Annotated in this window: 24 protein-coding genes; 15 read left to right on the top strand and 9 right to left on the bottom strand. The window is 71.3% G+C overall.

All coding sequences use genetic code 11. From position 1 onward, the window contains the following. The first annotated feature begins 13 nt into the window (after positions 1 to 13). Positions 14 to 1117 (top strand): glycerophosphodiester phosphodiesterase, encoded by a 1104-nt coding sequence (locus tag A6A25_RS03470; protein WP_143192932.1) that lies wholly within the window; start codon positions 14 to 16, stop codon positions 1115 to 1117. A 55-nt stretch (positions 1118 to 1172) separates the two neighbouring features. On the opposite strand, the gene A6A25_RS03475 is transcribed toward A6A25_RS03470, so the two are convergent. After that, positions 1173 to 2459 (bottom strand): adenylosuccinate synthase, encoded by a 1287-nt coding sequence (locus A6A25_RS03475; protein WP_073886189.1) that lies wholly within the window; start codon positions 2457 to 2459, stop codon positions 1173 to 1175. Positions 2460 to 2547: 88 nt separating this feature from the next. On the opposite strand from A6A25_RS03475, the gene A6A25_RS03480 reads away from it, so the two are divergent. The 3 genes from A6A25_RS03480 (at position 2548) to A6A25_RS03490 (ending at position 4248) form a co-directional block, all read left to right on the top strand. After that, the gene (locus A6A25_RS03480; protein WP_380734002.1) at positions 2548 to 3222 is read left to right on the top strand and encodes a hypothetical protein; all 675 of its coding nucleotides are present in this window, start codon (positions 2548 to 2550) and stop codon (positions 3220 to 3222) included. A 111-nt stretch (positions 3223 to 3333) separates the two neighbouring features. Further along, positions 3334 to 3993, top strand: coding sequence for an HNH endonuclease family protein (locus A6A25_RS03485; protein WP_073886190.1), 660 nt, complete (start codon positions 3334 to 3336; stop codon positions 3991 to 3993). A gap of 6 nt (positions 3994 to 3999) precedes the next feature. Next, positions 4000 to 4248: a hypothetical protein gene (locus A6A25_RS03490; protein ID WP_073886191.1), complete on the top strand. Its 249-nt coding sequence runs from the start codon at positions 4000 to 4002 to the stop codon at positions 4246 to 4248. Here A6A25_RS03490 and A6A25_RS03495 read toward each other — a convergent pair. Both A6A25_RS03495 and A6A25_RS03500 read right to left on the bottom strand, forming a co-directional pair. Then, entirely contained in the window at positions 4239 to 5342 is a 1104-nt protein-coding gene (locus A6A25_RS03495) for an FUSC family protein (protein WP_143192933.1), read from the bottom strand. The genes A6A25_RS03490 and A6A25_RS03495 overlap by 10 nt on opposite strands. Positions 5343 to 5346: 4 nt before the next feature. Next, positions 5347 to 5757 carry a DUF3151 domain-containing protein gene (locus A6A25_RS03500; RefSeq protein ID WP_073886192.1) on the bottom strand — a complete coding sequence of 137 codons (411 nt, stop codon included), beginning with the start codon at positions 5755 to 5757 and terminating at the stop codon, positions 5347 to 5349. Positions 5758 to 6049: 292 nt separating this feature from the next. Here A6A25_RS03500 and A6A25_RS03505 point away from each other — a divergent pair, with 292 nt between their 5' ends. Beyond that, a complete protein-coding gene (locus A6A25_RS03505; RefSeq protein WP_073886409.1) occupies positions 6050 to 7165 on the top strand; it encodes a hypothetical protein in 1116 nt (371 codons plus the stop codon). Between the two features lie 62 nt (positions 7166 to 7227). Next, positions 7228 to 8394: a serine hydrolase domain-containing protein gene (locus tag A6A25_RS03510; protein WP_073886193.1), complete on the top strand. Its 1167-nt coding sequence runs from the start codon at positions 7228 to 7230 to the stop codon at positions 8392 to 8394. A 63-nt stretch (positions 8395 to 8457) separates the two neighbouring features. Here A6A25_RS03510 and fbaA read toward each other — a convergent pair whose 3' ends face one another. Beyond that, positions 8458 to 9492 carry a class II fructose-bisphosphate aldolase gene (gene fbaA / locus A6A25_RS03515; protein ID WP_073886194.1) on the bottom strand — a complete coding sequence of 345 codons (1035 nt, stop codon included), beginning with the start codon at positions 9490 to 9492 and terminating at the stop codon, positions 8458 to 8460. Positions 9493 to 9586: 94 nt separating this feature from the next. Between fbaA and A6A25_RS03520 the strand changes: the two genes are divergently transcribed. Beyond that, positions 9587 to 9874 carry a DUF427 domain-containing protein gene (locus A6A25_RS03520; protein WP_073886195.1) on the top strand — a complete coding sequence of 96 codons (288 nt, stop codon included), beginning with the start codon at positions 9587 to 9589 and terminating at the stop codon, positions 9872 to 9874. Here the strand turns inward: A6A25_RS03520 and A6A25_RS03525 are convergent. Then, positions 9871 to 10707: a TIGR03620 family F420-dependent LLM class oxidoreductase gene (locus tag A6A25_RS03525; protein WP_073886196.1), complete on the bottom strand. Its 837-nt coding sequence runs from the start codon at positions 10705 to 10707 to the stop codon at positions 9871 to 9873. The two genes, A6A25_RS03520 and A6A25_RS03525, sit on opposite strands and share 4 nt — an antisense overlap. Positions 10708 to 10816: 109 nt before the next feature. Between A6A25_RS03525 and A6A25_RS03530 the strand changes: the two genes are divergently transcribed. Further along, positions 10817 to 11749 (top strand): aldo/keto reductase, encoded by a 933-nt coding sequence (locus A6A25_RS03530; RefSeq protein ID WP_073886197.1) that lies wholly within the window; start codon positions 10817 to 10819, stop codon positions 11747 to 11749. A gap of 72 nt (positions 11750 to 11821) precedes the next feature. After that, complete coding sequence (locus A6A25_RS03535) at positions 11822 to 12703, top strand: SDR family oxidoreductase (RefSeq protein ID WP_241828477.1); 882 nt, start codon at positions 11822 to 11824, stop codon at positions 12701 to 12703. On the opposite strand, the gene A6A25_RS03540 is transcribed toward A6A25_RS03535, so the two are convergent. Continuing rightward, the gene (locus A6A25_RS03540) at positions 12700 to 12978 is read right to left on the bottom strand and encodes a YciI family protein (RefSeq protein ID WP_073886199.1); all 279 of its coding nucleotides are present in this window, start codon (positions 12976 to 12978) and stop codon (positions 12700 to 12702) included. The genes A6A25_RS03535 and A6A25_RS03540 overlap by 4 nt on opposite strands. Before the next feature lie 65 nt (positions 12979 to 13043). Between A6A25_RS03540 and A6A25_RS03545 the strand changes: the two genes are divergently transcribed. The 5 genes from A6A25_RS03545 to A6A25_RS03565 all read left to right on the top strand — a co-directional run bounded on the left by A6A25_RS03545 (position 13044) and on the right by A6A25_RS03565 (position 16860). Continuing rightward, the gene (locus tag A6A25_RS03545) at positions 13044 to 13622 is read left to right on the top strand and encodes a SigE family RNA polymerase sigma factor (protein ID WP_073886200.1); all 579 of its coding nucleotides are present in this window, start codon (positions 13044 to 13046) and stop codon (positions 13620 to 13622) included. Between the two features lie 228 nt (positions 13623 to 13850). Continuing rightward, positions 13851 to 14756 carry an ROK family protein gene (locus A6A25_RS03550; RefSeq protein WP_338013191.1) on the top strand — a complete coding sequence of 302 codons (906 nt, stop codon included), beginning with the start codon at positions 13851 to 13853 and terminating at the stop codon, positions 14754 to 14756. Further along, the gene (nagA, locus tag A6A25_RS03555; RefSeq protein WP_073886202.1) at positions 14753 to 15910 is read left to right on the top strand and encodes an N-acetylglucosamine-6-phosphate deacetylase; all 1158 of its coding nucleotides are present in this window, start codon (positions 14753 to 14755) and stop codon (positions 15908 to 15910) included. The genes A6A25_RS03550 and nagA overlap by 4 nt, the downstream gene beginning before the upstream one ends. A 4-nt stretch (positions 15911 to 15914) precedes the next feature. After that, positions 15915 to 16100: a hypothetical protein gene (locus A6A25_RS03560; protein WP_073886203.1), complete on the top strand. Its 186-nt coding sequence runs from the start codon at positions 15915 to 15917 to the stop codon at positions 16098 to 16100. A 10-nt stretch (positions 16101 to 16110) separates the two neighbouring features. Then, complete coding sequence (locus A6A25_RS03565; protein WP_073886204.1) at positions 16111 to 16860, top strand: DedA family protein; 750 nt, start codon at positions 16111 to 16113, stop codon at positions 16858 to 16860. Between the two features lie 18 nt (positions 16861 to 16878). On the opposite strand, the gene A6A25_RS03570 is transcribed toward A6A25_RS03565, so the two are convergent. Next, on the bottom strand, positions 16879 to 18252 hold the full coding sequence (locus tag A6A25_RS03570; protein ID WP_073886205.1) for an FAD-binding oxidoreductase: 1374 nt from the start codon (positions 18250 to 18252) through the stop codon (positions 16879 to 16881). 140 nt (positions 18253 to 18392) lie between these two features. Here A6A25_RS03570 and A6A25_RS03575 point away from each other — a divergent pair, with 140 nt between their 5' ends. Next, complete coding sequence (locus A6A25_RS03575) at positions 18393 to 19064, top strand: DedA family protein (protein ID WP_143192935.1); 672 nt, start codon at positions 18393 to 18395, stop codon at positions 19062 to 19064. A gap of 4 nt (positions 19065 to 19068) precedes the next feature. Here A6A25_RS03575 and A6A25_RS03580 read toward each other — a convergent pair whose 3' ends face one another. Continuing rightward, positions 19069 to 19704, bottom strand: coding sequence for a nucleoside/nucleotide kinase family protein (locus tag A6A25_RS03580; protein ID WP_241828478.1), 636 nt, complete (start codon positions 19702 to 19704; stop codon positions 19069 to 19071). Next, positions 19686 to 20510, bottom strand: coding sequence for a PfkB family carbohydrate kinase (locus tag A6A25_RS03585; RefSeq protein ID WP_073886206.1), 825 nt, complete (start codon positions 20508 to 20510; stop codon positions 19686 to 19688). The genes A6A25_RS03580 and A6A25_RS03585 overlap by 19 nt, the downstream gene beginning before the upstream one ends. Positions 20511 to 20577 lie beyond the last annotated feature (67 nt).

Below are 20577 nucleotides of genomic sequence, written 5' to 3' on the forward strand. Positions count from 1 at the left end.
GAGGAGGTCGGCGATGGTGCGGACGAAGATCGTGGGGGCGGCGCTCGCGGCGCTCGCGGTGGCGGGGGCGGTGGTGCTGCCCTCGGCGTCGGCGAGCGGTGACGCGGAGGCGGCGTCGTCGGGCAAGGGCCCGCTGGTGATCGGCCACCGCGGCGCGTCGGGCTACCGGCCCGAGCACACGCTGGCCGCGTACGAGCTGGCCGCGCGGATGGGCGCCGACTACATCGAGCCGGACCTGGTGATCACCAAGGACGGCAAGCTGGTCGCCCGGCACGAGAACGAGATCGGCGGCACCACGGACGTCGCGACGAAGCCGGAGTTCGCCGGGCGCAAGACCACCAAGGTCATCGACGGCACGTCGATCACCGGCTGGTTCACCGAGGACTTCACGCTGGCCGAGCTGAAGACGCTGCGCGCCAAGGAGCGCATCCCCGAGGTCCGGCCGCGCAACACCCTCTACGACGGCCGGTTCGAGGTGCCGACGCTGGAGGAGGTCATCGCCCTGTCCCGCCGGCTGAGCCGTGAGCTGCGCCGCGACATCGGGATCTACCCGGAGACCAAGCACCCGAGCTACTTCCAGGACATCGGCCTGCCGCTGGAGCCGCGCCTGGTCGACGTGCTGACCAGGGCGGGCCTGAACCGGCCCGGCGCGAAGGTGTACGTGCAGTCGTTCGAGGTGGCCAACCTCAAGCAGCTCAAGTCGAAGCTGCGGGTGCCGCTGGTGCAGCTGGTCAACTCGTCCGGTTCGCCGTACGACTTCGTCAAGGCCGGGGACAAGCGCACCTACAGCGACCTGGTGACGCCGGAAGGGCTGCGCGAGATCCGGACCTACGCCGCCGGTGTCGGTACGGCGAAGGACCTGATCATCCCGCGGGACGCGGCGGGTTTCCTGCGCGAGCCGACCACCCTGGTGCGTGACGCGCACGCGCGCGGCCTGATCGTGCACGCCTGGACGTTCCGCAACGAGAACACGTTCCTGCCGGCGGACTTCCGCAAGTCCACCGACCCGGCCGCGTACGGCGACGCGTTCGGCGAGTACGCGAAGTTCTACGCGACGGGCCTGGACGGCGTGTTCGCCGACAACCCCGACACCGCCGTGGAAGCCCGCAACGGCTGAGCCGCACCGACACCGAGGGCCGGCCGGGTCACCACCCGGCCGGCCCTTTCGCCGTTCAGATGATCTCGTGCCGCACGATGGTCTGGTCGCGGCCCGGGCCGACGCCGATCGCGGACATGCGGGCGCCGGAGATGTCCTCCAGGTGCTCGACGTACGCGCGGGCGTTCGCGGGCAGCTCCTCGTACGAGCGGCAGTGGCTGATGTCCTCGAACCAGCCCGGCAGCTCCTCGTACACCGGCACGGCGTGGTGCACGTCGGTCTGCGTCATCGGCATCTCGTCGACCCGCTCGCCGTCGATCGTGTAACCGACGCAAACCGGCACCTTCTCCAGGCCGGACAGCACGTCCAGCTTGGTCAGGAAGTAGTCGGTGATGCCGTTGACCCGCGCCGCGTACCGGGCGATCACCGCGTCGAACCAGCCGGTGCGCCGGGAACGCCCGGTGGTCACGCCGAACTCGCCGCCGGTCTTGCGCAGGTGCTCGCCCATCTCGTCGTGCAGCTCGGTCGGGAACGGCCCGGAGCCCACCCGCGTCGTGTACGCCTTCAGGATGCCGATGACCGTGGTGATCTTCGTCGGCCCGATGCCCGAACCGGCGCTGGCGCCGCCCGAGGTCGGGTTGGACGAGGTCACGAACGGGTAGGTGCCGTGGTCGACGTCGAGCAGGGTGCCCTGCGAGCCCTCCAGCAGCACGGTCTCGCCGCGCTCCAGCGCCTGGTTGAGCAGCAGACGGGTGTCGGCGATCCGCGAGGTGAACTTCGTGCCGTGCGCCAGCACGCTGTCCACCACCTGCTCGGGGTCGAGCGCCTTGCGGTTGTAGACCTTGACCAGCACCTGGTTCTTGAAGTCCAGGGCGGCTTCCACCTTCTGCCGCAGGATCTTCTCGTCCAGCAGGTCCTGGGCGCGCACGCCGACGCGGGCGATCTTGTCCTGGTAGCACGGGCCGATGCCGCGGCCGGTGGTGCCGATCTTGGCCTTGCCCAGGTACCGCTCGGTGACCTTATCGATCGCCACGTGGTAGGGCATGATCAAGTGCGCGTCCGCGGAGATGAGCAGCTTGCTGGTGTCGACGCCCTGGTCGTCCAGGCCGGCCAGCTCTTCGAGCAGCACGCCGGGGTCGACCACGACGCCGTTGCCGATGACGCTGGTCACGCCAGGGGTGAGGATGCCGGAGGGGATCAGGTGCAGGGCGAACTTCTGGCCGTCGGGCAGCACCACGGTGTGCCCGGCGTTGTTGCCGCCCTGGTACCGGACCACCCACTGCACGCGGTCACCGAGCAGGTCGGTTGCCTTGCCCTTGCCCTCATCGCCCCACTGGGCACCGATCAGCACGACGGCCGGCATGTGAAACTCCAAGCGGTTGGACGGGTAAGAGCCGAATGCCTGCGACGGCCTGGCCGTCAGTGGACGGCTGTTGAGGGTAGACCAGGAGATGAAGGTGCGCGGAATCGTGCTGGCCTGCGGAAACTCGCAGTCGCCAATGATCACGGACGGTGACCGTTTCGAGGTACGCCGAGTGGCGGAACGGCCCGGAAAGGCCGAGGTGGACGCGGTTCTCGCCGATTCGGGTGACAAACGTCTCGTCGTGCACGGCACGGACGCCGACCTCAACGCGGTCGTGCTGCGGCTGCTGCGCACCGAGCGGCTCGCCGACGTGCCGATCGGGTACGTGCCGGCGGACCCGCGTTCCGAAGTGGCCAGGCTGTGGGACCTGCCGACCGATCCCGGTCGGGCGCTCGACCTGGCCCTGTCGGGTGATCCCGATCGGGTGCCGCTCGTGCGCGACGACGTCGGCGGCGTGCTCGTCGGCCTCGGCTCGCTCGGACCGGTGCGCGGAGTCGGCTACGGGGACGACACCGTGGTGCTCCGGGGTCAGGCCTCCCGGCTGGAGGTCACCCCGGACCCGGAGCGCGGTCTGGGCCTGGTCGTGCACGTCATCCACAAGCGCCTGTTCGGGCGGAAGGTGACCAGCACGCCGGCGCGCGCGTTCCAGCTCGGCTGCCTGCCGGTGCAGGTCAACTTCGACGGCATCGCGCACCCGCGGCCGATGAGCAAGTGGACCTGGTACCGCCACACGGAGGACTTGCGCCTGGTCCGCGGGTTGTAGTGACTGAGGAGTTTTCTCGCCGGCCATTCAGGCGTCACTCGAAAGCGTTGTAGCGGAAGGAGAATTGACCCAAGGTAATTCCGACAGCTTCCAACTAGGAAGGTCGGAATTATGTCAACGGTCAACAAAGCCGCGCGATTCACCGCATCCCTGCGACTTCCGGCTTTTTCCCTGCTCCTGGCTGGTGTGCTGGCAGTCGGCCTGGTCACCCCCGCCCAGGCGACGCCGCCGAACATCCCGAGCACCAGCACCGCCCAGGCGGAGCTGGCCGCGCTCAGGGTGGCCACCGAAGGCTCGACCAGCGGTTACTCGCGGGACCTGTTCCCGCACTGGATCACCATCTCGGGCGCCTGCAACACCCGCGAGACCGTGCTCAAGCGCGACGGCACGAGCGTCGTCACCGACTCCAGCTGCGCGGCCAAGTCCGGCCGCTGGTACAGCCCGTACGACGGGGCGACCTGGAGCGCGGCGTCCGACGTGGACATCGACCACATCGTGCCGCTGGCCGAGGCGTGGCGCTCCGGCGCGTCGTCGTGGACCACGTCGCGGCGGCAGTCGTTCGCCAACGACCTGAGCGGCCCGCAGCTCATCGCCGTCACCGACAACGTCAACCAGGCCAAGGGCGACCAGGACCCGGCGCTGTGGAAGCCGCCGCTGACCTCGTACTGGTGCACCTACGCGAAGATGTGGACGCGCACGAAGTACAAGTGGGGTTTGAGCGTGAACTCGGCGGAGAAGTCTGCTCTGCAGAGCATGCTCGGGAGGTGCTGACGACCGATGGCTGAACTGTCCTCCGCATTCGTGGCCGGACCCGGTGGCGTCATGACCGACGAAGTCGGCGTGGTGACCGGTGCCCTGGAGCTGCGCACCACGCTGGACAACGGCGAGCTGCGCGCGCTGGTGCGCTACGAGGGTGCGGAGGAGTGGTACGCCATCACCGGCGCGTCATGCCGCCTGGCCGACGAAAAGGACCACGAGGCGGTGCACGCCGTGCTGCTCGGCGTGCTGAACCGCCCTCAGGGTTGAACGTCGTTGCCGCCCTTCCGCGTGAGGGGCGGCAACGCCTCCACCGCTTCCGCCCGCTTGAGCCCGGTGGCCTGCAACAGGTCCACGGCCACCGAACGCACCTGCGCCAGCACCACCTTCGTGGAGAACCCCTCACCGCCCAGGTGCTGGGCCGTGGCACAGGCCGCCGCGTCCCGGATCGCCGCACGCGCCTTCTTCGGCTCGTCGCCGCGCTCCAACTCGGCCCGCAGCACGTCCACCGCGTCGGCGTACCGCCGCAGCACGTCCGGCAGCACGTCGGGCATCCGCTCGCCGTCCCGCAACGCCGCCAGCGCCCGCCGCGCCAGCACCCTGCTGTTGCGCAGCGCGTAGTCCACCGGCGTGGCGGCCGTCTCGTACCGGCCCAGCTCGTGCCGCCTGCGCCAGCGGATCGGCGCGATGGTCGCGATCTCGCCGCCGGTCTTCAACGCCGACGCGAACTCGTCCAGCGCCTCCTGGCTGCCGCGCAACCGCGCCAAGACCCCGGCGGCCTGCACGGCGTCCCGCTCGGACACCGCCGTCGCCACCCCGCGCAACGCCTCGGTCAGCTCGCCGAGCACGACCTTCGCCTGCCGGTGCGCCACGGTCAGCGGGTTCGCCGGCAGCAACGCCGTCACCGCCAGCCCCACCAGCCCGCCGACCAGCGCGTCCACCATCCGGTCCAGCCCGCCACCGGCGCTGGGCGGCAGCAGGGTGGCCACCAGCACCGCCGACGACCCGGACTGCAGCGCGATCACCGCGCCACCGTCCAGCAGCACGGCCGTGGACATGGCCAACGCCACCACCAGCGCGATCTGCCACGGTCCGGAGCCGATCAGCGAGATCAGCACGTCACCGACGCCCACGCCCACGGACACGCCGACGACCAGCTCCACCACGCGCCGCAGCCGCTGCCCCAGCGACACGCCGAGGCAGACGACGGCGGCGATCGGTGCGAAGAACGGGTGCGCGTGGCCGACCACCTCGGTGGCGACCAGCCAGGACAGCCCGGCGGCGAGCGCGGCCTGGCCGATCGGCAAGGCCGTGCTCTGCCACCGCTTCAGCCTGCGCGCCACCTCGTCCCGCGCGGCTCCCACGCGCTCAGCTCAAGCCGAGTGCGGCGGGCGCCGCCGGGTCGCTGTCGGCGAGGAACTTCTTGCAGCGCTCGTACTCCTCGGTCTCCCCGATCTCGTCGGCGGCCCGCGCCAGAGCCGCCAACGCGCGCAGGAAGCCCTGGTTGCCGCGGTGCGACCAGGGCACCGGGCCGTGGCCCTTCCACCCCGAACGGCGCAGCTGGTCGAGGCCCCGGTGGTAGCCGGTGCGGGCGAACGCGTAGCCGGCGACCGGGTCGCCGGTCTGCAACGCACGCTCGGCGAGCAGCGCCCACGCCTCGCTGAAGTCGGGGTAGGCGCGGACGATCTTGGCCGGGTCGGTGCCCGCCTCGGCGGCGGCCTGCGCCTCCGGGCGGTCGGGCAGCAACGTGGGTTCGGGACCACCGAGCAGGTTCTCCATGACGTCAGCTTAGGAAGACCCGGGCCACCGCAGCGACCAGTGCCAGCACCAGCGCGGTCACGATGACGCCGGCCACGACCTTCTTTCCCATGAAAGCGCTCCTCGTTCTCAGTGAAATCTCAGGGGCGCACCTTTCCCGTTGGGGCCATTCGGAGCAACGCCGATCACCTGTTAGCATGAGTAGAGCCCGGAAAACGCTGGTCAGGCGACCCCCTAGGGGAAAGTCCGGGAAATACCAGGGCGGGGCGCCCTTCCAGCCACCCCCACCGGGACGCATCATGGGCGGGTGAACATGGGGGTAACCAACCGCGTCGCGCGCTTCCGCGACCAGTACTGGGAGCGCGGCGAGCCGGGGCGCGAGACGCCCCCGGTGCTCGTCGCCGGGCTCTACAAGCTCTGGCTGGTCGGTCTGCTGCTCAAGCTGATCGGCTCCTCGTGGGACGTGGCCTGGCACTTCAAGTGGCTGCGCGACGAACTGGCGCCACCGCACCTGATCAACACCCTGGGCACGGTGATCGTGGTCGGGTTGACGCTGTTCCACACCTACACCGGCTACGGCGCGGACAAGACCGCGCTGCGGCTGATGCAGTGGGGCACCGGCGTCTTCCTGGTCGCCCTGCCCATCGACCTGATCAACCACCGGATCAACGGCCTGGACATCACGTCGTGGAGCGGGTCGCACGCCCTGCTCTACCTGGGCACCGCGATCATGCTGGCGGGCGCGATCCGGGGCTGGCTCAAGCTCTACCCCGCCGGTGGCCGGTGGCGGCGGTTCGGGCTGGCCGGGCTGTGGTTCTTCTTCCTGGAGAACATGTGGTTCCCCAACCAGCACCAGGAGTACGGGGTGCTGGAGATCGCCTCCTGGGATCGCGGCGACCCGTACGCCGAACCGAGCCTGCTGCAGTTCGCCGCCGACCAGATCGGCCGCCCGGTCGACCGCGAGTCGATCGTGCAGTTCTCGCTGCCCATCGCCGACTGGGTCTACCCGGTGTGGGGCCTGGTCGCGGCGGCGCTCGTGCTGGTCATCGCCCGGCGCACGATCGGCACCGCGTGGGCCGCGACCGCCGTGGCGGGCGGTTACGTCGCCTACCGGCTGCTGATCTGGCCGCTGCTCGGCGTCGCCGACTTCCCGCTGTCCACCGTGCCGGTGTTCCTGCTGCTCATCGGCCTGGCCGTGGACGCCGCACACCTCGGCAGGCTGCCCGCGCCGCTGGCCGCCGTCCTCGGCTCGGCCGCCGTCACGGGCCTGGGCTACGGCGGAATCTGGGCGCAGCAGGCGCTGGACGCCGCACCGCCGATCCTCTACCCGTCCGCGGCGGCGACGTTCGCCGTGCTGACCGCCCTCTGGTTGGCCGCGGACAGGGTCAAGGTGGGGAGAACCCCCCGGGAAAGGCTAGTGACAGCCTGACTCCGCTCGACCGCGTTCCCCTCGACCATTGATCGGGCAAGTCCCGATCCGAGGGGGAGTCCATGGGGACACTGCTACGCACCACGACGGCAGCCGTCGTCGCCGCCACGTTGGTGGCAGCTGGAGCCGCCACCGCGTCCGCCACCGATGAGCTCACCGGCCTCGCCGACGAGCTCATCGCGGCGGGCGCGCCGGGCGTCATCGTGCGGGTGGACGACGGCCGCCGGGTCACCGAACTGGCCCGCCAGGCGCGCTGGACGGTCCGCGACCACCGCCTGCGGCCCACCGACCAGTTCCGGGTCGCCTCGAACACCAAGACGGTGACCGCGACGATCGCCCTCCAGCTCGTCGCCGAGGGCGTCCTCGCGCTGGAGGACCCGGTGGAGAAGTGGCTGCCGGGGGTCGTCCCGAACGGCCGGGCCATCACGCTGGAGATGCTGCTCGTACAGACCAGCGGCCTGTACGACTTCCTGGACGACCCGCGCCTGTTCGGGCTCGTCACCGGGCAGCAGCCGCGGCACTGGCCGCCCGCCGAGCTGGTCGCCGTCGCCACCGACCACCCGCCACTGTTCGCGCCGGGCGAGCGCTGGGACTACAGCAACACCAACTACACGCTCGTCGGCATGGTCCTGGAGAGCGCGACCGGCCGAACCTACGGCGAGCTGGTCCAGCGGCGGGTCACGGGGCCGCTGCGGCTCACCGACACCCGCCTGCCGACCGACGCCACGTTCCCCGGCCGCCACGCCCACGGGTACGAGCCGGACGCCGAGCACCTGGCGCCGCACCTGCCACCCGGCGCCCCACCCGGCCTCGGGTTCGCCGGTCCGGAGCACCACGGCCGCGTGAACGTCACCGGGATCGACATCAGCTCGGCGTGGGCGGCGGGTGGCATGACCTCCACGGCTCGCGACTGGCAGCGCTTCCAGTCCGCCCTGCTCTCCGGCCGGCTGCTGCCGCGCGACCAGCTCAGCGCCATGCTCGGCACCGTCCCGCAGGGCTCGGGGCCCGTCCGCTACGGCCTGGGCGTGATGGAGGCAAGCACCCGCTGCGGCACGGTCTGGGGCCACACCGGTGGCCTGCCGGGCTACTCCAGCTACAGCTTCACCGACCGCACCGGCTCGCGGAACGTCACCGTCCTCACCACCCGGATGCAGCGCTTCGCCCCGGAGAACAACGAGATCGAGCACGAGCTCTTCACCGCGGCCGTCTGCCGCATGTACGGCAAGTAGGCCCGGACGCGAAACGGCCCTCCCCGTGCACCGGGGAGGGCCGTTCGACGTGCGGTGACGCGGTCAGCCGGCGATCATGCGGCCGGACGACTTCAGGTGCTCGCACGCCTGGGCGATGCGGGCGGCCATGCCCTGCTCGGCGGCCTTGAGGTAGGACCGCGGGTCGTAGGCCTTCTTGTTGCCGACCTCGCCGTCCACCTTCAGCACGCCGTCGTAGTTGCCGAACATGTGACCCACGATCGGCCGGGTGAACGCGTACTGCGTGTCCGTGTCGATGTTCATCTTGATCACGCCGTACGACACGGCCTCGTGGATCTCCTCCAGCAGCGAGCCGGAGCCGCCGTGGAAGACCAGGTCGAACGGCTTGGAGCCGGCCGGCAGGCCCAGCTTCTCGGCCACCACGTCCTGACCCTGCTTGAGGATCTCCGGGCGCAGCTTCACGTTGCCCGGCTTGTAGACGCCGTGCACGTTGCCGAACGTCGCCGCGACCAGGTAGCGGCCCTTCTCACCGGCGCCGAGGGCTTCCACCGTCTTCAGGTAGTCCTCGGGGGAGGTGTACAGCTTCTCGTTGATCTCGTGCGCGACGCCGTCCTCCTCGCCGCCGACGACGCCGACCTCGATCTCGAGGATGATCTTCGCCTTGGCGGTGAGGTCGAGCAGCTCCGACGCGATCTTCAGGTTCTCGTCCAGCGGCACGGCCGAGCCGTCCCACATGTGCGACTGGAACAGCGGGTTGAGCCCGCGGTCCACCCGCTCCTGGCTGATCGCGACGAGCGGCCGGACGTAGCCGTCGAGCTTGTCCTTCGGGCAGTGGTCGGTGTGCAGCGCGATGTTCACCGGGTACTTCTCGGCGACCACGTGCGCGAACTCCGCCAGCGCAACCGCGCCGGTCACCATGTCCTTGACCTTGGTGCCCGAGGCGAACTCGGCACCACCGGTCGAGACCTGGATGATCCCGTCGCTCTCGGCTTCCGCGAATCCACGCAGGGCCGCGTTGAGGGTCTCGGACGAGGTGACGTTGATCGCGGGGTAGGCGAACTCGTTCGCCTTCGCGCGGTCGAGCATCTCGGCGTAGACCTCGGGGGTTGCGATGGGCATCGGTGGGTCCTCCTCGGGTGCCCGGAACGCGGTGTCGGCAGCATCCTACGGGCACCGCCCGGCGAGGAAAGATGATCAACGGCATAGTGGTGTCATGGCGATCGCACGGTGGAACGGCGAGATCATCGCCGAGAGTGAGAAGACCGAGATGGTGGAGGGGAACCACTACTTCCCCCCGGAGTCGGTGCACGCCCAGTACCTCAGGCCGTCGGACACCACGTCGGTCTGCCCCTGGAAGGGCACGGCGAGCTACTACACGCTGCACGTGAACGGTCAGGACAACCCCGACGCCGCGTGGTACTACCCCGAACCCAAGGAAGCCGCGGCCAACATCAAGGGCCACGTCGCCTTCTGGAACGGCGTCGAGGTCACCGAGAACTAGCAGTCCGACCAGTCGTCGAGCGCGGCCGCGAGGTCGCGCAGCGCTCGTTGGGCGTCGGCGGCGCCGACCACTTGCACCGCCACGTGGTCGGCGCCCGCCTCGTGGTGCTCGCGCAGGCGCCGCGCGACCCGTTCGACCGGGCCCCACGCCACCAGGGCGTCCACCAGCCGGTCGCTGCCGCCGCCCGCCAGGTCGTCCTCGGTGAACCCGTTGCGCAGCCAGTTGCGGGTGTGGTCGGTGCGCGCCAGGTACTCGGCCAGCGCCTCCCGGCCCAGGTCACGGGCCCGTGCCGGGTCGTCCTCCAGCACCACGTGCTGTTCGGGCGCGAGCAGGACGCCCACGCCGATGGCCTCGCGGGCCCGTGCCGTGTAGTCGGGCGTCACCAGGTAGGGGTGGGCGACGCTCGTGCGGGCGGCGGCGAGCCGGAGCAGCCTGGGGCCGAGCGCGGCCAGCGCCAGGCGGTCGCGCGGCACGTCCAGCTCGTCCAGGTAGTGGATCAGCTTCTGGTAGGGGCTGTGATGCACCTCACCCGCGAGTTCACCGTTCCCGGTGCCGATGCCGACCAGGAACCGGTCGGTCCACGCCAGCGCCCGGTAGCCGTCGTTGACCTCGCCCGCCGGTGTCGTCCAGACGTTCACCACGGCGGTGGCCACGGTGATCTTCTCCGTGGCGTCCAGGAGGTCGGAGACCGCGGTCATGACGCCGACGTCGGGGGATCCGCCCAACCAGAGCGCGCCGAAGCCGAGTTCTTCCAGCTCCGCGGCGTCCTCGCCCCGGCCCGCCCAGCGCGCGACCCGGTCCCACACGCCGTACCTGCCCAACTCGACCGTCATTTCGTCTCCCCACGAACTAGGTACTGACGACTGCCAACCGCGCCGGCCCACCATTTAGTCCTGACTTCTCGATTCGGCGCGAATGGACCACCCGGCTTAGCTTCGCGACATGACGAAACTCGGAACCAGCGACCTCGACGTGTCGCGCCTGTGCCTGGGTGGCAACGTGTTCGGCTGGACCGCCGACGAGGAGACCTCGTTCGCCGTGCTGGACGCCTACGCGGCGGCCGGCGGCAACTTCGTGGACACCGCCGACGCGTACTCGGCGTGGGCCGAGGGGCACGTCGGCGGCGAGTCGGAGACGATCATCGGCAAGTGGCTGCGGCGCCGGGGCGACCGGGACGCGGTCGTGGTCGCGACCAAGGTCGGCATGCTGCGGGGCCTGGACAACCTGGGGGCCGCCACGATCGAGCGCGCCGCCGAGGACTCCCTGCGCCGCCTCGGCGTGGACCACATCGACCTGTACTACGCGCACAAGGACGACCTCGGCACGCCGCAGGAGGAGACGCTGGCCGCGTTCGACCGCCTGGTCCGCGCCGGCAAGGTCCGGTACGTCGCGGCGTCGAACTACACCGCCGAGCGGCTCACGTCCGCGCTCGCGGTGTCCGAGCGCGAGGGCTTCGCCAAGTTCGTCGCGCTCCAGCAGGCGTACAACCTGGTCGACCGCTCCTACGAGGGCGAGCTGTCCCGCGCGGTGGCCGACCACGGGCTGGCGTCCGCGCCGTACTGGGGCCTGGCGAAGGGCTTCCTGACCGGCAAGTACCGGCCGGGCGTCACGGTGGAGAGCGCGCGGGCCGCCGCCGCGTCGAAGTACCTCGACGAGCGCGGCCTGCGGGTGCTGGCGGCGTTGGACGAGGTGGCCCTCACCCACGACACCACCCAGGCGGCGGTCGCCCTGGCGTGGCTGGCCGAGCAGCCCACGGTGGCGGCGCCGATCGCGTCGGCCCGCACCACCGAGCAGCTCGCCGACCTGCTGCCCGCCCTGCACCTGGAGCTGAAGGCGGACGAGGTGGCGGCGCTGACCGCGGCCAGCTCGGCTTAACTCGCCAGTAGCTTACTGGCGGTAAGTTGCGTTACGGTGGCCTCCCCGGTTGGAGCGGCTGAGGAGGTCACCGTGGACGTTGCGGGCAAGGTTGTCCTGATCACTGGCGCGGCCAGGGGCATCGGCGCGGAGGTGGCCCGGCGGTTGGCCGCGAAGGGCGCGAAGCTCGCCCTGGTCGGCCTGGAGGGCGACCAGCTGCGGCAGGTGGCCGAGCAGTGCGGCGGCAAGGCGTGGGAGGCCGACGTCACCGACTGGCAGGCGTTGGAGACCGCGGTGAACGGCGTGGTCGACCACTACGGGGGCATCGACGTGGTGGTGGCCAACGCCGGGATCGCCGCCACCGGGTTCGTCCGGTCGATGGACCCCGCCGCCTTCGAACGGGTCATCGAGGTCAACCTGCTCGGGGTGTGGCGCACGGTCCGCACGTGCCTGCCGCACCTCGTCGCGAGCCGCGGCTACTGCCTGGTGGTGTCGTCGCTGGCGGCGATCGTGCACATCCCGGGCAACGCGGCCTACTCCGCCGCGAAGGCGGGTTGCGAGGCGTTCGCGGACAGCCTGCGCGCGGAGGTGCGGCACCTGGGCGTGGACGTCGGCGTGGCGTACTTCTCGTGGATCTCCACGGACATGGTCAACAGCGCCGACGAGCACCCGGTGTTCGGTCCGCTGCGCAGCGGCATGCCGGGCCTGGCGGGCAAGAAGTACCCGGTGTCGGACGTGGGCAAGGCGGTGGTCCGGGCGATCACGCGGCGGTCGAAGGCCGTGCACGTGCCCGGTTGGGTCGGCGGCCTGAAGTTCTTCCGCGCGTTCACGCCGAAGGTGGTCGACCGGCAGGCGCCGAAGTCGGTGCCCGCGGCCGACCGCGAGATGGCGGCCAACGACCTGTCCGGCCTGGTCGGCCCGGGCGGGACGGCCGCGGCTTCGACTTCGGATTCGGCTTCGGTGAAGAAGGACTAGAGCCAGGCGCCCAGCAACGTCTGCCACTCGTGCACGCGCGTCTCCTTGATGACGTCGGCGGGCGTGTACGGGTCGGCGGCGAGCACCTCGCGCAGCTCAGCCTCGTCGGCGACCTCGTAGACCAGCAGGGCACCGGTCTCGTCGGCGTAGGGGCCTGCCGCGAGCACGACACCGCGTTCGACCAGCGTCGCCACGTACTCGCGGTGCGCGGGCCGGACCGCCAACCGCTCGTCCCGGTTGTCCCCGAACACCAACTCGACCGCGAACCGCGCCATGGAAGCCCCCAACCGTTGTGCAACGCCGCGCCGAGGCTACCCGGCGACGGGGTAACGTCTTTTCCGTGGTCGGTCCCGATCGGAACAGCGGCGGCATCGCGCGTGTGCAGGACACGCTGACGAACCTGCGGATCCAGGACGGCGCGGCACCGGCCCCCACCGGCCCGCTGACCCTGGAGGACCTGTACCGCCAGCACCGGATGCGGCTGGTCCGGCTGGCGCTGCTGCTGGTCGACGAGCCCGCCACGGCCGAGGACGTGGTCCAGGAGGCGTTCACCGGCCTGCACCGCAACTGGTCCAACCTGCGTGACGCGCAGGCGGCCGTCGGCTACCTGCGGACGGCCGTCGTCAACGGCTCGCGCAGCGTGCTGCGCCGCCGCAAGACGGCCCGCGACTACACCCCGCCGCACGTGGCGAACGCCCGTTCGGCGGAGAGCCTCGCCATGCTCACCGCCGAGCACCAGGCGGTCGTCCGGGCCCTGTCCCAGCTGCCGCCCCGGCAGCGGGAGGTGCTCGTGCTGCGGTACTACGGCGACCTGTCGGAAGCCGAGATCGCCGAGGCCACCGGCATCAGCAAGGGCACCGTGAAGAGCACCGCGAGCCGGGCGCTGGACGCCCTGCAGAAGATCATGGCCGGCAACTAGCCGCCCGCTCCCGCCACGAGCCCGCTTCGCAGGGGTCCCCGCCTGGGGGATCCCCGTTCTTGATCCTGCCACCACGAACCGACAGAACGGCCCCGCCGACGACGGCCTGTGGACAACTCACGGCCGTCGCCCGAACGGGGCTCGGGCAGGTGCGCGGCGACACCGGACCCGGCCAATCGGGCACTTGGTATAGACCAATGGCGGTCGGATGCCGCAGTATCGGTCCTCGTGGTGCGCACAAGACACGTGATAGCCGTCGACGTCGGCGGGACCGGGATGAAGGCCGCGCTGGTCGCGGGCACCCCCGCCGGGGTGCGGGCGGTGACCCAGCGGCGCCGGACGACCCGTCCCGGCGGTGACGCGGTGGTCGAGGACGTGGCCTCGCTGGTCGACGAACTGCGCGCCGTCGCCGAGCACCCGGTCGAAGCGGTCGGGCTGGTGGTGCCGGGCATCGTGGACGAGCAGACCGGCACCGGCGTCTACTCGGCCAACCTCGGGTGGGACGACTACCCGTTCCGCGACAAGATCGCGGCGGCCACCGGGCTGCCCGCCGCGTTCGGGCACGACGTGCGCGCCGGTGGCCTGGCCGAACTGCGCCAGGGCAACGCCCGGGACCTCACCAACGCGGTGATCATGCCGATCGGCACCGGCATCGCCGCCGCCCTCGTCCTGGACGGCCGGGTGTCGTCCGCGCCGGGCGAGATCGGGCACGTGGACGTCGGCCACGGCGACCCCTGCGGTTGCGGCCAGACGGGTTGTGTCGAGGCGCGGGCGAGCAGCGCCGCGATCGCCCGCCGCTACGTGCGGCGCACGAACCGCCAGGTCAACGGCGCGGCAGACGTGGCGAGACTGCTCACGGAGGGTGACGACGACGCGGCGGCGGTGTGGCGGGAGGCCGTCGACGCGCTCGCCAAGGGCATTCTGCTGGTAGCCGCACTGCTGGGACCGCAGGCCGTGGTGCTGGGCGGTGGCTTGGCGCTGGCGGGTCCGAAGCTGACGGATCCGCTGGGCGGACGGCTGGACGAGCTGATCGCGTTCCACCGACGCCCGCAACTGCGGCTGGCGGCGTTGGGTGACGAGGCCGGGTGCCTCGGGGCCGCGCTGCTGGCCATCGACATGCTGGAGGACAGATGAGCACGTGGGGTGGACCCGTGGACGTGACCCTGACCGGTGGTCGGGTCGTCACGCCCGACGGGGTGCTCGAACAGGGGTGGGTGGCGGTGCGGGACGGCCTGATCGCGGCCGTCGGCCAGGGGGCACCACCCGACGGGCCGACGACGGACGTGGCCGGCGGCTGGCTGGTGCCGGGCTTCGTCGACATCCACTGCCACGGCGGCGGTGGCGAGGCGTTCACCAGCGCCGACCCGGCCCGGGTGATCAAGGCGGCGAACGCGCACCGCAGGCACGGCACCACCACGCTGCTGGCCAGCCTGGTGTCCCGGCCGATCCCGGAGCTGGCCGACCAGGTCAAGGCGCTGACCGAGCTGGTGCGGGACGACGTGGTCGCGGGCATCCACCTGGAGGGCCCGTTCCTGTCCGCCGCGCGGTGCGGCGCGCACGACCCGGCCATCCTCTGCCCGCCCGACCGCGCGTCGATCGACAAGCTGCTGGAGGCCGGCGGCGGCGCGGTTCGCATGATCACCGTGGCACCCGAGTTGGAGCACGGCGTGGACGCGGTGCGCCACCTGGCCGACAACGATGTCCTCGCCGCGATCGGCCACACCGACGCCACCGAGGCGCAGATCCGCCCGGCCGTCGAGGCGGGGGCGACGGTCGCCACGCACCTGTTCAACGGGATGCGGCCGCTGCACCACCGCGAGCCGGGCCCGATCGGCGCGCTGCTGGACGACGAGCGCGTCACCGTCGAGCTGATCTGCGACCTGGTGCACCTGCACCCGACGGCCGTGCGCCTCGCCGCACGGCACGCGGGCACGGGCCGGACCGTGCTGGTCACCGACGCGATCGCGGCGGCGGGCGTCGGTGACGGCGTCTACGACGTGGGCGGCCTCGAAGTGCGGGTGGTGGACGGCGTGCCGACGCTGGCCGGCGGCGCGTCCCTGGCGGGCAGCACGCTGACGATGGACGCCGCGTTCCGCAACGCGGTGCAGTCGTGCGGGCTCACCGTCGTGGAGGCCGTGCACGCCACTTCCACCCGTCCCGCCCGGCTGCTCGGGCTGCAGGACCGCACGGGTGAGCTGCGTGCCGGTCTGGCGGCCGACGTCGTGGTGCTGGACGCCGAGCTGAGGCCGCGCGCGGTGATGGCGCGCGGTGCGTGGGTGAAAGACTGACCGGGTGCCCGAGGACCACGAGAAGCTGGTGGCCGACGCGTTGCGCGCCCAGGCCGCCGGCACCGGCGCGCACCCTCACGTGCCCGTGCGGCGGACCCGCCCGTCGCTGGGCGCCGGGTGGGTGCTGCTGCTCGCCGTGCTGCTCGGGTTGGCGGCGGGCACGGTCGTGGCGGTCATGACGCTCAGGTAGTGCCTGTACCGTGGTCGCCGTGACGGTCGCGCCCACCTCCACGGTTGCCCTCGGTCCGGACTGGTTGGACCCGCAGATCCTGCTCCAAGGACTCGGCCCCTACATGCTGGTCGGGCTGTGCTTCATCGTTTTCGCGGAGTGCGGTCTGCTGGTGGGTTTCTTCCTGCCCGGCGACTCGCTGCTGTTCACCGCGGGCCTGTTCGTGGCCTCCGGGCTGCTGGACTACCCGCTGTGGCTGGTGTGCGTGCTGCTCACGGCGTGCGCCCTGGCGGGCAACATCGTCGGCTACTGGATCGGCTACCGGGCCGGACCGGCGCTGTTCGCCAAGCCGGAGTCGAAGATCTTCAAGAAGGAGTACGTCGACAAGACGCACGAGTTCTTCGACAAGTACGGCGCCCGCGCGATCGTGATGGCGCGGTTCGTGCCGATCGTGCGCACGTTCATCACCGCCATGGCGGGCGTGGGCCGGATGGACGCCCGCAAGTACTTCACGTACTCGCTGACCGGCGGTATCGCGTGGGCCGCGGGTCTGACGGTGCTCGGCTACTTCCTCGGCCAGATCCAGTTCGTGCGCGACAACCTGTCGATGATGCTGCTGCTGATCGTGCTGCTCTCGGTCGTGCCGATCATCATCGAGGTGATCAAGGCGCGGCGGGAGAAGAAGAGCCTGCTCGCGCAGGAGGCGGCCGACATCACCGAGGTCATCGACCTGGTGGACGACCGGATGGACGAGACCCAGCAGATCCGCCGCGTCGACTGAGACACCGCGCGGTGGCCGTCAGACAGCAAACATCGAGCCCGGGTTGAAGAGGTTCTCCGGGTCCAACGCGCGCTTGATCTCGCGGTGGACCCGCAGGCCGACCGGGCCGATCTCGCGGGCCAACCACTCGCGCTTGATCTTGCCGACGCCGTGCTCGCCGGTGATCGTGCCGCCGAGGCCCAGCCCCAGCGCCAGGATCTCGTCGAATGCGCGCCGCGCCCGCGCGAACTCGTCCGCCGACGCCGGGTCGTAGACGATCGTCGGGTGCATGTTGCCGTCGCCGGCGTGCCCGACCACGGCGATCCGCAGCCCTACCGACTCGCTGATCCGCTCGCACCCGGCGATCAGGTCGGCGATCTTCGTCCGCGGCACGCACACGTCGTCGGTCAGCCATGCGCCGTAGACCTCCAGCGCGGTCAGCACGGCCCGCCGCGCGGTGAGCAGGTCACGTCCCTCGCCGAGGTCCTCGGTCGCGTAGACGAGTTCCGCGCCCGCCGCCACGCACGCCTGCTCGATCGCGGCCAGCTCGTGCCGCCCCGCCTCGCCGCCCGAGTCGGACTGGCACAGCAGCAGCGCCGCGTCGGCGTTCAGGTCGGTCCTCAGGTACTGCTCGACGGCCCGGATGGACGTGCGGTCCATGATCTCCATCAGCGACGGCACGATGCCCTCGGTCACCACCCGGCTCACCGCCGTGCCGGCGTCCGCCGTGCTGTTGAACGCGGCCACCAGTGTCGCCGGTGCCTGCGGCAGCGGGCGCAGCGCCAGGGTCGCCCTGGTGATCACGCCGAGCGTGCCCTCGCTGCCGATGAACAGCTTGGTCAGGTCGTACCCGGCCACGCCCTTGACGGTCCGCCGACCGGTGCGCAGCAGCTCGCCGTCGGCCAGCACCACGTCCAGCCCGAGCACCGAGTCCGTGGTCACGCCGTACTTCACGCAGCACAGCCCGCCCGCGTTGGTGGACAGGTTGCCGCCGATCGTGCACCAGTCGTAGCTGGACGGGTCGGGCGGGTAGAACAGCCCGTGCTTCTCCACCGCCCCGCGCAGGTCGAGGTTCACCACGCCGGGTTCGACCACGGCGAGCCGGTTGTCCGGGTCGACCTCCACGATGGCGTTCATCTTCGTGGTGACGAGCACCACACATCCGTCGATCGCGTTCGCCGCACCGGACAGCCCGCTGCCCGCACCGCGCGGCACGATCGGCGTCCGCGCCGCCGCGCAGGCCCGCACGACCGCCTGCACCTGTTCCGCGGACGTCGGCAGCACGACCGCCAGCGGCTGCCCGTAGGGCGCCAGCGGCATCATGTCGCGCTGGTAGCTCGCGGTGACGTCGGCGTCGGTGAGCACCGCGTCGGCGCCGACGGCGGAGCGGAGTTCGGCGAGCAGGGGCTCCATCCCCCCACGCTAACCCCCGTGACACTAATCACTCCAGCCCGTGTTCGGGCCCGCACGAACCGCAGTGACGCCGAGGCTTCGGCAAGGCGTTATCCCCATGTCGCCCAGTCGACGCCCTGCTCCCACGTAGGCTGCACGGCGTGGTGTTGTCCGCATCGTCCGAGGCTGTCGCATTCGTTCAGCTCGATTCCGCAGGCCCGCTGGCCGTGTGGCTGATCACGCTGAGCTTCATCTTCTTCGAGTGCGCCTTCATCTTCGGCTTGTTCCTGCCCGGCGACTCGCTGCTGTTCGCCGCCGGTGTGGTGCTCGCGTCCCACGACGCGGAGCTGTCCGCCTGGCTGCTGTCGGGGGTCGCGCTCGCCGTGGCCGTCGTGGGCAACCAGATCGGCTACTACATCGGCAGGCACACCGGCACGCGTCTGCTGGCCCGCCGCGGCGGCAAGGTCCTCAACAAGGAGAACCTCGCCAAGGCCCGCGACTTCCTCGACCGCCGGGGCTTCTGGGCGATCGTGCTGGCCCGCTGGATCCCGTGGGTCCGCACGCTGGCGCCGATGATCGCGGGCGCGGCGCGGATGGACCCGAAGCGGTTCATGCTGGCCACGACGATCGGCGCGATCGCGTGGGTGCCGACGCTGGTGCTGGCCGGCTACTACGGCGCGGGCCTGCTGACCGCGGTGCCGTGGCTGGAGACGGTCGCGGTGGTCGCCAGCATCGCGTTCTTCGTCGTCGGCACGGCCTACGGCTTCTACCGGTACCGGCAGGAGATGAAGAAGCCGGTGGACGAAGAGGTGACCACCACCACCGCGTCCTGACGCGTCACAGCACTTCGGTGATCACCAGGTCGGCGGCCGACTTGGACGCGTTCACCATGAGCGCGTTCACGTGGTCGGTGCCGTGCAGCACGCGTTCACGCGCCTCCTCGACCGACCGGCCGTACCGGACGTGCCGGTCGATCAGCCGCGCGACCCGCAGGTCCTCGTCGATCATCAGGAACCACGCCTCGTCCAGCACCACCCGCACGCGCTTCCACTTGTCGTACTGCAGTAGCAGGTAGTTGCCCTCGGTGACGACCAGCGACACGGCCGGGTCGACGGGCACCGCGCACGCGATCGGCTCCTCGATCTCGCGGCGGAACTCCGGCGCGTACACCACGTCCGGCCCGCACGCCTTCAACCGGCCGAGCAGGTCGACGTAGCCGGGGATGTCGAACGTGTCCGGCGCGCCCTTGCGGTCGGCGACGCCGAGGCGGTCCAGCTCGCGCTGGGCCAGGTGGAAGCCGTCCATGCCGACCAGGGCGGCGTCGTCGCCCAGCGCGTCGACCAGCCGGCGCGCCAGCGTCGACTTGCCCGAGCCGGGCGCGCCACCGATGCCCAGGAGCTTGCGCTCGCCGGTGTCCACCAGCAGCCGCGCCCGGTCGACCAGCTCGTCGAACTTCACCCGCTGTCCCGCCACCGTCCCAGCTCCTCCACCCAGTCCCACGCGGTGTGGCGCACCCGCACCGCGGCGACCTCGTTCGCCCACCGGACGGCGTCGTCCACCGCCAGGCCCCGGGCGATCGCGACCGCCAGCGCACCGTGCCACACGTCGCCCGCGCCGTTGGTGTCGCGCGTCTCGACAACAGGTACCGGTTGCGAGCCGGTGGCACCACCACGCGACCAGGTGACGGGACGCGGGCCGTGCGTGCGGATCACCAGCGGCACGCCGCGCGCGTGCACCTCGGCCTCCGACAGCTCGAACGAGGCCGAGCAGGCGGCGACGTCCACCAGCGGCAGCAGGTCGTCCAGCACGGGCTTCCAGCTGCCCGCGTCCAGCACCACGGGCACGCCCGCGCGTCTCGCGTGCCGTGCGGCCCGCAGCGCCAGCGGACCGAGGTGGCCGTCCACCAGCACCACGTCGGCCGCCTCGACCAGCGCCGGGTCGACGGTGGCGGCCACGTCGAAGCCGGCGGCGTTGCGCGAGATCACGGTCCGCTCGCCGTCGCGCTCGCGCACCGCCACCATGCTCAGCGCCGGGCCGCCCGCGCCGACCGAGTGCACCTCCACCGGGTGCAGCCGGGAGCGGGCGAAGTCGCCGAGCTCGCCGCCCAACGCGGTCAGCAGCACGGCCCGGTGCCCCAGCGCGGCCACCGCGCGTGCCGCGTTCGCCGCCGGACCGCCGGGTGAGAGGTGCACGCCGAGGGACTGCACCTTCTGACCGGGGACCGGGAACTCGGCGACCCGCTGGCTCACGTCCACGGTCGTCAGCCCGACACACAGCACAGAAGCCACGGCACGTCCCTCCTACCAGGTAAAGTCCCCACGCAATCGCTTGCGCAAGCCCGAAACG

Source organism: Saccharothrix sp. CB00851 (assembly GCF_001905065.1).
Classification (GTDB): Bacteria; Actinomycetota; Actinomycetes; order Mycobacteriales; family Pseudonocardiaceae; genus Actinosynnema.